General features: G+C 61.4%; 10 protein-coding genes. 8 read left to right on the forward strand and 2 right to left on the reverse strand.

All coding sequences use genetic code 11. The features are described from left to right. Positions 1-78 precede the first annotated feature (78 nt). Genes rph through hemW form a run of 4 tightly spaced genes read left to right on the forward strand, consistent with a single transcriptional unit; the run spans position 79 to position 3,076 of the window. Positions 79-798 carry a ribonuclease PH gene (gene rph / locus ACPYOI_RS07780; RefSeq protein WP_481419614.1) on the forward strand — a complete coding sequence of 240 codons (720 nt, stop codon included), beginning with the start codon at positions 79-81 and terminating at the stop codon, positions 796-798. Further along, on the forward strand, positions 795-1,211 hold the full coding sequence (locus tag ACPYOI_RS07785) for a VOC family protein (RefSeq protein ID WP_481419615.1): 417 nt from the start codon (positions 795-797) through the stop codon (positions 1,209-1,211). Before rph ends, ACPYOI_RS07785 begins: the two co-directional genes overlap by 4 nt. A gap of 8 nt (positions 1,212-1,219) precedes the next feature. Further along, complete coding sequence (gene rdgB / locus ACPYOI_RS07790; protein WP_481419616.1) at positions 1,220-1,864, forward strand: RdgB/HAM1 family non-canonical purine NTP pyrophosphatase; 645 nt, start codon at positions 1,220-1,222, stop codon at positions 1,862-1,864. A gap of 9 nt (positions 1,865-1,873) precedes the next feature. After that, positions 1,874-3,076 carry a radical SAM family heme chaperone HemW gene (gene hemW, locus ACPYOI_RS07795; protein ID WP_481419617.1) on the forward strand — a complete coding sequence of 401 codons (1,203 nt, stop codon included), beginning with the start codon at positions 1,874-1,876 and terminating at the stop codon, positions 3,074-3,076. A 3-nt stretch (positions 3,077-3,079) separates the two neighbouring features. Here the strand turns inward: hemW and ACPYOI_RS07800 are convergent, their stop codons facing one another. After that, positions 3,080-3,997 carry a DMT family transporter gene (locus ACPYOI_RS07800; RefSeq protein ID WP_481419618.1) on the reverse strand — a complete coding sequence of 306 codons (918 nt, stop codon included), beginning with the start codon at positions 3,995-3,997 and terminating at the stop codon, positions 3,080-3,082. Between the two features lie 213 nt (positions 3,998-4,210). Here ACPYOI_RS07800 and gcvA point away from each other — a divergent pair, with 213 nt between their 5' ends. The 4 genes from gcvA (at position 4,211) to ACPYOI_RS07820 (ending at position 9,295) form a co-directional block, all read left to right on the forward strand. Next, positions 4,211-5,095 (forward strand): transcriptional regulator GcvA, encoded by an 885-nt coding sequence (gene gcvA / locus ACPYOI_RS07805; protein ID WP_481419619.1) that lies wholly within the window; start codon positions 4,211-4,213, stop codon positions 5,093-5,095. A 150-nt stretch (positions 5,096-5,245) separates the two neighbouring features. Then, positions 5,246-7,414 (forward strand): TonB-dependent siderophore receptor, encoded by a 2,169-nt coding sequence (locus ACPYOI_RS07810; protein WP_481419621.1) that lies wholly within the window; start codon positions 5,246-5,248, stop codon positions 7,412-7,414. Positions 7,415-7,436: 22 nt separating this feature from the next. Next, positions 7,437-8,171 (forward strand): siderophore-iron reductase FhuF, encoded by a 735-nt coding sequence (gene fhuF / locus ACPYOI_RS07815; protein ID WP_481419622.1) that lies wholly within the window; start codon positions 7,437-7,439, stop codon positions 8,169-8,171. Continuing rightward, positions 8,168-9,295 carry an ABC transporter substrate-binding protein gene (locus ACPYOI_RS07820; protein ID WP_481419620.1) on the forward strand — a complete coding sequence of 376 codons (1,128 nt, stop codon included), beginning with the start codon at positions 8,168-8,170 and terminating at the stop codon, positions 9,293-9,295. The genes fhuF and ACPYOI_RS07820 overlap by 4 nt, the downstream gene beginning before the upstream one ends. 14 nt (positions 9,296-9,309) lie before the next feature. On the opposite strand, the gene ACPYOI_RS07825 is transcribed toward ACPYOI_RS07820, so the two are convergent. Then, on the reverse strand, positions 9,310-10,275 hold a 966-nt coding region (locus ACPYOI_RS07825; RefSeq protein ID WP_481422743.1), incomplete at its 5' end, for a saccharopine dehydrogenase family protein.

Raw genomic sequence — 10,275 nt, forward strand, 5'->3', positions numbered from 1 at the left:
GGTCAACACCATAAACCATTGCATGATGCTGTCAGAAAACCGCTGACACTTTTCGGTATCTTGCTTCAGGAGATTAGAATGCGGCCTTCAGGCAGAAAAACCGACCAGATGCGCAAGGTCACGTTCGAGCGCAATTTTTCCAAGCATGCGGAAGGCTCCTGCTTGGTGAAATTCGGCGATACGCATGTGCTCTGCACCGCGAGCCTTGAAGACAAGACGCCGCCATGGCTGCGCAACACCGGAAAGGGCTGGGTCACGGCCGAATACGGCATGCTGCCGCGGGCGACCGGCGAGCGCATGAAGCGTGAGGCGGCAGCCGGCAAGCAGGGTGGACGCACCCAAGAAATCCAGCGCCTCATCGGCCGTTCGCTTCGCGCCGTTGTCGATCTCAAGGAACTCGGAGAACGCCAGATCACGCTCGACTGCGACGTCATCCAAGCTGACGGCGGCACGCGGACCGCCTCGATTACCGGCGCCTGGATTGCGCTCTACGACTGCCTGAAGTGGATGGAAGCCCGCAACATGATCAAGGTCGAGCGCGTGCTCAAGGATCATGTCGCCGCAATTTCATGCGGTATCTTCGCCAGCCAGCCGGTGATCGACCTCGATTATCTTGAAGATTCTTCGGCCGAAACCGATGCGAATTTCGTCATGACGGGCGCCGGCGGCATCGTTGAAATTCAGGGCACCGCCGAAGGCACACCCTTCACGGACGAGGAGTTTACCACGCTGATGACGCTGGCGAAGGCCGGCATTGCAGAACTCGTCGAGATGCAGAAACAGGCGATCGCCGGATGACTGCCTTGCTGGAAGGCATGCTGGAAACCGCGCTCTACGCGGACGATCTCGACAAGGCCGAGGCTTTCTACGAAGGCGTGCTCGGTCTTGCCAAGATCGCGCGTGGTGGAGACCGGCATGTATTCTTCCGCTGCGGGCAAGGCGTGCTCCTGATCTTCAACCCCAACGAGACGGTCAAGCCGCCGGCGGCCGATGCCTTGCAGGTGCCACCGCATGGCACGAAAGGTCAGGGTCACGCATGCTTCCGCGTGTCAGCTGAAAACATCGATGTCATGGCGGCACAGCTCAAGGCCGCCGGCATCGACATTGAATCCGAAGTGCACTGGCCGAACGGTGGCCGCTCGATCTATTTCCGCGATCCGGCAGGAAACAGCCTCGAATGCGCCGAAGCCAGAATCTGGGGCATCAAATAGGACCGACCATGCGCACGCTTGACACGAAGACGATCGTCGTCGCCAGCCACAATGCCGGCAAGATCCGCGAGATCCAGGACCTGATCGGTCCGCTCGGCTTCATCGCCAAATCGGCAGCAGAGCTCAACTTCGTCGAGCCGGATGAGACAGGCACGACCTTCGAGGAGAACGCGACGATCAAAGCGCTCGCATCCGCGAAGGCAGCAAATATGCCGGCGCTTTCAGACGATTCCGGGCTAGTCATCGATGCACTGGACGGCGCTCCCGGCGTCTATACGGCCAACTGGGCCGAGACTGCGGATGGCAAGCGCGATTTCGCGATGGCGATGGAAAAGGTGGAACAGGCACTGGAAAAAGCCGGAGCCATGAAGCCCGAGCAGCGGACGTCACGCTTCGTCAGCGTGCTCTGCCTCGCTTGGCCGGACGGACATACGGAGCTCTTCCGCGGCGAGGTCGAAGGAACCGTCGTCTGGCCGCCACGCGGCAGCCAGGGTTTCGGCTACGATCCCGTCTTTCAACCGGAAGGCTACGGCATCACCTTCGGCGAGATGAGCGCCGAAGAGAAGCACGGCTGGAGCATCGGCAAGCCGCAGGCGCTGTCGCACCGGGCGCGCGCGTTCAAACTCTTTGTCGAAACCTGCCTGGAAGCGTAGGGTCGGTTCGTGGAGATTCTCGATACGGCAAGCCTGACACGCGATGCGACGCTTCTACCCGACACGGGAGAGCCGGGTTTCGGCGTCTATGTGCATTGGCCATTCTGCGCGGCGAAGTGCCCGTACTGCGACTTCAACAGCCATGTCCGTCACCAGCCCGTGGATCAGGAGCGGTTCACCGCAGCCTTCCTCAGGGAGATGGCTTCCGTTCGCCAGATGAGCGGGCCGAAAACTGTGACGAGCATCTTCCTCGGCGGCGGCACGCCGTCGCTCATGAACCCGGCGACCGTTTCGGCGATCCTGGAGGGCATTGCGAAGCACTGGCACGTGCCTGATGGCATCGAGATCACCATGGAGGCCAATCCGTCGAGCGTCGAGGCTGAGCGCTTCCGGGGCTATCGCGCGGCGGGCGTCAACCGTGTGTCGCTCGGCGTTCAGGCCCTGAACGACCGCGACTTGAAGTTCCTCGGTCGCCTGCACGACGTCGCCGATGCGCTGAAGGCGATAAAGCTGGCGCGCGATATCTTCCCGCGCATGTCCTTCGACCTGATCTATGCGCGCCCGGACCAGACGGTAGAGGCGTGGGAGAAGGAGCTGAAGGAAGCAATATCCTACGCCGTCGATCACCTCTCGCTCTATCAATTGACGATCGAGGAGGGCACGCCCTTCTACGGCCTGCACAAGGCCGGTAAGCTGATCGTTCCGGATGGCGATCAATCGGCGGCGCTCTATGAAGCGACACAGCAGATCACGGCGCGCGAAGGCATGCCGGCCTACGAGGTTTCCAATCACGCGCGGCCCGGCGCCGAAAGCCGGCACAACCTGACCTACTGGCGCTACGGCGATTATGCCGGGATCGGCCCCGGCGCACATGGCCGCCTGACGCGGGGCCCTGAAAAGATTGCAACGGCCACCGAGCGCAAACCGGAGGCCTGGCTCGAGCTTGTCGAACGCGATGGCCATGGCATTCTGGAGCAGGAACGGCTCGGCTATGACGAGCAGGCCGACGAGCTGCTCTTGATGGGCCTGCGGCTGAAAGAGGGCTTGGACCTTGCCCGCTGGCAGCAGCTTTCCGGCCGGGACCTCGACCGCAAGCGCGAGGAAATTTTACTGGAACTTGGCTTTATCGAGCGCATCGGCAATTCCCGGCTTCGCTGCACGCCCGCCGGCATGCTCATCCTCGATTCCGTCGTCGCCGATCTCGCCTGCTGAGGCTCAGACGGGGCGCCTTTTCCCAAGCGACATCAGCCGTCCGTCGATGGCTGCCAGACCGGCTGCGATCATTGCCATGCCGATCAGGTGTTTCACCTGCAGCTGCTCTCCGAGGACGATCGCGCCCAGCAGGATGGCACTGACCGGGATCAGGAAAGTCACCAGCGCCAGGTTCGTCGCACCCGCCGTTGCCAGAATGCGGAAGAAAAGCACGTAGGCGATTGCCGTCGAAAGCAGGGCGAGACCGAAAAGCGCCAGCCAGGTCTCGATGCCGGGTGCAGGCAGGGCCCAAGGACGGTCGGCAATCAGCGCTATCGGCAGCATCAGGATCGTTGAAGCGGTGACCTGCCCTGCGGCCGGCAGCAGTGGCGGCATGCCCATGGCCCGAAAGCGGCGTCCCCAGATGCCGGCGAATGAATATGAGATCGCGGCGCCAAGGACCGCAAACTGCGCCAGCACATTCGAGCCGAGATCGTGAAGCGCCTCGAAGCCGATCATATAGGCGACCCCGGCAAAGCCGATGAGCACGCCGATCAGGCGATTGCCGGTCATCTTCTCGTCAGCGGTTAGGAGATGAGCCACAACGACGGTGAAGAGCGGTGTCGTGGCATTCAGGATCGAAGCCAGGCCGCTTGCAATGTGCGTCTGCCCCCAAACGATGAGGCAGAAGGGGATCATGTTGTTCAGCACCCCCATGCCGAAGAAAGCAGCCCAGCTCTTGCCGTCGCGCGGCATGGAATGCCCCATGATCCGCACGATGATATTGAGGGCGATTGCCGCGAGCAGCACGCGACCCGCGACGATGGTAAACGGCGGCAGCGCTTTGACGAGAATGCCGTTGAAGAGGAAGGACCCGCCCCAGAGCAAGGACAAGATCAGCAACATGCCCCATTCGGCTGGGCCCATCTGTTTCTGCTGCATGCCACTCTTCCTCCCGTTCTACGGTGGGTTAGGCTTTAACGGTCCGTCGCGCCACCCGTTTCTTGCGCTCCAACTTCGGCAAAGCTGCGAATTATGCTCGTTGAACTGTTCTTCGCAATTCCGTTTGAACATCGCTTTCCTGCTGATATTATTTCGTGAATTCAGCTTCGACAAACGAGTCTTTTTCGATCTACGCTTTAGCTGAGCTAAATCATGAGCGAATATCTGCCTTCCCTTTCGGCCCTAAGGGCTTTCGAAGCGGCCGCGCGGCATCTAAGCATGACGATGGCGGCAAAGGAGCTGAACGTCACTCCCGGCGCCGTCAGCCTGCAGATCCGCGATCTGGAGGCCGCGCTCGGCGTACGGCTTTTCGAGCGGAAGGCGCGGGCGATTTCTCTCACCGTGGAGGGGGCCGATTACTTTACGACGCTGCGTGCCGCCTTCCGGCTGGTGCGGGAGGCGACAGCGGCGATCACCGCGCGGGCGCGCGGTTCCGTGCTGAACGTCACCTGCACGGCAGGCTTTGCGACCTATTGGCTCGTGCCTCGGCTGAGACGCTTCGAGGAGACCCATCCGGAGATCGACGTGCGCATCAGCGCCTCGCATCGCGTGCTCGACTTTCAGCGGGACGGCATCGATCTGGCGATCCGACATGGGCTCGGTGGCTATGACGGGCTCGTCAGCGAGCGGCTTGTGGATGACGAACTGGTGCCCGTCTGCATCCCACGGCTGGCAGAACAGCTTGGGAAGCAGCCTTCCCCGGACATGCTTGCCGGCTTCCAGCTCATCCACGATGTCTACCGCCAAGACTGGAAGCTTTGGCTGGAGGCTGCAGGCGCGACGAAGGTGGATCCTTCGCGCGGGCCAATCTTCATGCATGGGAACGGCGCCTATGACGCAATGAAGGCGGGGCTGGGTTTTGCCTTGATGCGGCGGTCGTTCCTGGAGAAAGAACTCGCCGCAGGCTCAGTGGTTGCACCCTTCCTTCTCGGGGTCGCGAGCCGCCTCGCCTTTCATCTCGTTTATCCGGGCGCCGCCCTTGAGCGTCCGGCTGTCGCGGCCTTCCGGCGGTGGCTGCTTTCGGAAGCGAAGAGCTGAGGGCTCTCGCACCGGCACAGCATCCTCCAAAAACTTGACAAAATTACTCATAAAAAGGTTTTCTTTTGGCTTTTTCATGACTATTAGACTCATGTTTTTTTGAAATGAGCTCCCAAGGGTCATGAGGCAATGAAAAATCACCTTTTTACAATGAGATTGCTGCGCACATCGGCATTAACGGGGGCTGCAATGGCCCATCTTCTTCTGCCTGCCGCCGCACAGGACGCGGCTACCAGTGGGCAAGAGGATGACGGAGCGACAGTGCTTCAGGACATCATCGTCAATGGCGGCAGCGGCGGCGTGATCCAGGCGGACGGTTATGTCGGCAAGAGCAGCGCCACCGGCGCAAAGACCGACACACCCTTCATCGAGACGCCGCAATCGATCTCGTCGGTGACCGAACAGCAACTGAAGGATCGCAATCCTCAGACACTTCTCGACACGATCGCCTACACGCCCGGCACCCGCGTCGGCGCCTATGGTTTCGATCCGCGTTTCGACAGTTTCACCGTGCGCGGCTTCGACGTGACCTACACGGGCGTGTTCCGCGACAACCTGCGTCAGCCGGGCGCCGGCTCCTCGATTTTCAAGACGGAGCCTTACGGTCTTGAGGGCGTTTCGATCCTGCGCGGCCCCTCCTCTGCGCTCTATGGCGCCACGGGTGCCGGCGGTCTCTTCAATCTGATCACCAAGCGCCCGACGGAAGAGCCTTACCACGAGATCATGGGGCAGTTTGGCACCGATCAACGCTATCAGGGCCAGTTCGACTTCTCCGGACCCGTCAACGATGAGGATCCTTTCTACTATCGCGTGACCGGTCTCTACCGCGACGCCGAGACGGAGCAGGTCAGCGTTCCCGACGATCGCGCCTACATCGCGCCGGCCTTCATGTGGAAGCCGGACGAGGACACCAAGCTGACGATCCTCGGAGAATACTCCAGAACCAAGACCGGCGGGACGGCGGCCTACTACAACGATCCGGTTACCGGCGAGGTGACGGACTATTTTGCCGGCAATCCGGCCTTCAACGACTCGGTCCAGAACCAGGGCCGCATCGGCTATGAGTTCGAGCATCGGCTGAACGATACCTTCGTGTTCCGCCAGAACGCTCGCTTTTCGACACTCAACATCGATGCCGATTGGGCCTTCGCATACGCCCCGAACGCCATTGATCCGACGCTTCTCGACCGCAGTGCCGGTACTTTCGACGAGCGGCTGACGACTTTCACGATCGACAACCAGCTCGAAGCCCAGTTCGACACCGGCGCCCTCGATCACACACTTCTGACCGGCCTGGAATTCACGCGGCTGCGTTGGCGCTCGCTCGACGGCCGTGGCGTCTCTCCACCACTCGACACGAACAATCCGGATGCCGGTTCGCCCGTCCCGCGCATCGATTTCCAGACGCGCACCGTTCAGGACCAATGGGAGACCGGCACGTATGTCCAGGACCAGATCCGCTACGACGCCTGGATTCTGACGGTCGGCGGGCGCTACGACTGGGTTTGGAGCGACACCAAGAACACTGATCTCGTGACCGACGCCGTCGATACTTACTCGCAGAACGACAACGAGTTCACCGGTCGAGTGGGCCTGACGTACGAGACCGATTTTGGCCTCGCGCCCTACGTCAGTTACTCCACCGCCTTCTCGCCGAATGCCGGCATCAATCAGGCGACCGGTCAGCCCTTCAAGCCGACCGAAAGCGAACAGGAAGAGATCGGCGTCAAATATCTTCTGCCGGACACCAACATGATGCTCACGGCCGCGCTGTTCAACATCGATCAGAAGAACAGCCTGTATTACGAGGTCGTCAACCTGCCTTCAGGTCCCGCCAACATCCAGGTCCAGCGCGGCAAGATCCGCTCGAGAGGCCTCGAGCTCGAGGCCAATGCCAGCCTTGACAACGGCCTCTCCCTCATCGCCGCCTATACTTATACGGATGCGAAGATCCTCGAAGGCACTACAGGTACGGTCGGCAACTACGTCTCGTCCGTGCCGAGGCATATGGCCTCGCTCTGGGCGAACTACACGTTCCAGGAGCCTAGCCCGGTGTATGGTCTCGGCGTCGGCCTCGGAGCCCGCTACATCGGCAAGAGCTATGGCAGTGACTACAACACGACGCAGAACAGCGCCCGCGTCCTCTTCGACGCAGCCGTCAGCTACGATTTCGCGGCCCTCGACAAGAAGTACGATGGCCTCAGCCTGCAAGTGAACGCCACCAATCTGTTCGACCGTCGTGAGCCCGTCTGCTCTGCAGGCTTCTGCTACCGCGACCAGGGCCGCGCGGTGATCGGCACGCTGCGCTACGCTTGGTAACCCGATGGCAAGCGGTGGCGACATGAAGATGGGTGACAGGTCGTTTGACCTGTCTCCTGCCTTTTCCGGCGAGCATGCTTGGTGCCGGGACAAGATGATGCTCAGCGAGGAGCTTGCCGACGGCGTGCCGCTGCCTGCCTTCTTTCGCGACGGCGGCTTCCAGCGCGCGGTTGATCGCTACGGGGAGGTTTCGGGAGGCAGCGACCGGCGCGCCGTCGTCTCCATGTGGTCGCTCTATTATTTCTCGGGACTTTCCATCCCCTATCTGCTTGCGAAGCGCTTGGCGGCGCAGGCGCTTCCCGTTGGATTCGCAGGCATGACGATTGCGCTGGAGGAGAGCGGTTTGCCGCGCTCTTTCGGCGTTCCGCACGCCGGCACCATGGAAGACAAGATCGAGACCGACAGTTTCGAGGCCGTGCGTCCGCTGCTTGAAACCCATCTTGGCGAGGTCGTGACGCTTCTCAAGGCTTGCGGCATCTCGCCGAAACTCTGCTGGAACAATGCCGCCGTCTATATCGACTACGCGTTGCGGTTAACCGAGCGGGGAGCACCATCGATCGGTCCCGATCTACCAATTTTTGTTAACAGCAGCCTTCCGGATGGAAGCGCGAATCCGTTTTGCGGCTGCCTCAGCTACCTGGATGAGGACGGCGAGCAGGTCGCACGGCGCAAGATTTGCTGCCTTCGATACATGCTTCCCGGAATTCCAAGCTGCGGCAAGCTCTGCGCACTGCCGAACCAGAGGAACCAGCGATGACCCAGTTTCTTATCAGCCGGCGGGATCTGCTCGCCGCAGCGTCCGTTGTTCTTTGCGCTCCAAATATCGCAAAGGCGCAGACGCGCTGGCCGCTGAGCTTCACCGATGCTACCAGCCGCAAGGTGACGATCAAGAAGAAGCCGGAAGCCGTGATCCTCGCGACTGGCTTCAACATTGTCCCATTGTCGCTGATCCATCCCGACCCCGTCAGCCTGCTCGCCGGCTGGTCGACCGACATGAAAGGCGACAATCCGTTCATCTACGAGGCGTTCCGGAAGAAGTTTCCGGCTATCGAGAACGTCCCAATCGTCGGCAACGGCCACGCGGATGGCCTATCCGTGGAGACGGCGCTGTCGCTGAACGCCGATCTTGCGATCATGAGCATATGGCAGGCCGATAGCGAAGTGGGGCAGCTCGCCATCCAATATCTCGACTCGGTCGGCATCCCGGTCGTCGTCGTCGATATCAATCGCGATCCGCTGAACACAACACCGCGCGACATGCGCCTCCTCGGCCGGATCTTCGAGCGAGACCAGCAGGCCGAGGCGTTTGCCCAGTTCTTCGAGATGCGGCGCGAGCGCATCAGAACCAGAGCAGCGGGCGCGACGGATACCCGCCCTCTTGTGCTGATGGATGCCTTTCCGAGCGACATCCGGGGAAGCTGGGCAATCGGCCGGACGGGACTTGGCGAATTGATCACTCTGGCCGGGGGGCGCAACGTCGCCAGCGACAACCTTCCTCCGCAGGGCGGGCCGGTGACGGCCGAGTATGTCATTGCAGCCGATCCTGACATCTACATTGCGACCGGATCGCCAGGTGGGACCTATACGACCTTTTCCATCGGCCCTGGCGTCGATCCGTCGGAAGCCCGGCGCACGCTGGAAGAAACCGTAAAGATGCCAAATCTTGCGCCGCTGAAGGCGGTCCGGGAAGGCAAGGTGCACGGCATGTGGAACTTCTTCAATGCCGTGCCACTGAACATTCTGGCCGCCGAAGCGGTCGCGACCTGGGTCAGGCCCGACCTCTTCGGTGACGTCGATCCGGCAGGCAGCCTTTCCGAGCTCAACGAGCGCTTTGCTGCCGTGCCTTTCGAAGGCGCCTATTGGGCGAGCCTCAAGTCCTAGAGCCTTTCAAGGCGCTAATGGCGGCTTGAGGCGCCGGCCGCGAAGAGGCTTCCGGTCGGCGTCTGCAGGAACATATCGAGCGGAATGTGCTCCTGATGCAGGAAGCCGGCTGCCGGTAGCAGGCCATCGCGGACCATTTCGATGACGGCAACGACGGAGGCCGAGGTTGTCCAGGCGATCGCAGTGCGGCGTGCACCGGCAATCTCGATCGGATAATAGGCCCGCACGAATTCCTTGCGCCGGAGGCTTCCTGCCTCTGTGCCCTCGGCAGCGACATGGACATAGACCACATCGTCCTCCACGGGCGGCTTGGCATTGGTCAGGATTTCGCCGGCGAGCTTTCGCTGCTCGCGCATCAACAGCTCATGGAAGAAGAAATTCATCAGGTCCATATGGCCCGGGTACCGCATCGTCTTGTAGTCGAGATTGTCGACCTTGCCGCGCAGCGTATCGCACATGGTGCCCAGGCCGCCCGACGTGGTGAAAGCTTCGAGCTTGACGCCCTCGACATAGATCGTCTCATGCCACTCCATCGGTGAGACGAGCTTGCGTACGCCGCCCTCGATCACCTCGCAATCGTTCAGGTATTCGTTGACGACGCCCTCCGGCGACCAGTTGAAGGCATAGCCCAGCAAACCGGTCGGATTCTGCGGCAAAGCGCCGACGCGCATGCGGATCGAGCGGCAGCGGTCGAACCCGTCGGCCAGGCTTGCCCCGACGATACCGACGAAGCCGGGCGCCAGACCGCATTGCGGCGCCATCAGGCCGCGCGAAGTCTTCGAGAGCTCGATGATGAAATTGGTGGTCGGTACGTCTTCCGTGAGATCGAAATAGTGGATACCGGCGGCATGTGCGGCGCGGGCAAGCTCGATGTTCAGGTGATAGGGCAGACAGGACAGCACCGCCTCGACGCTCGACAGCAGCTCGGCCACGACAGCCGGGCTCGATATGTCGCCCGTCCGGCACACGAAAGGTACCTC

This window comes from Rhizobium sp. SVR5-2C (genome assembly GCF_056755115.1).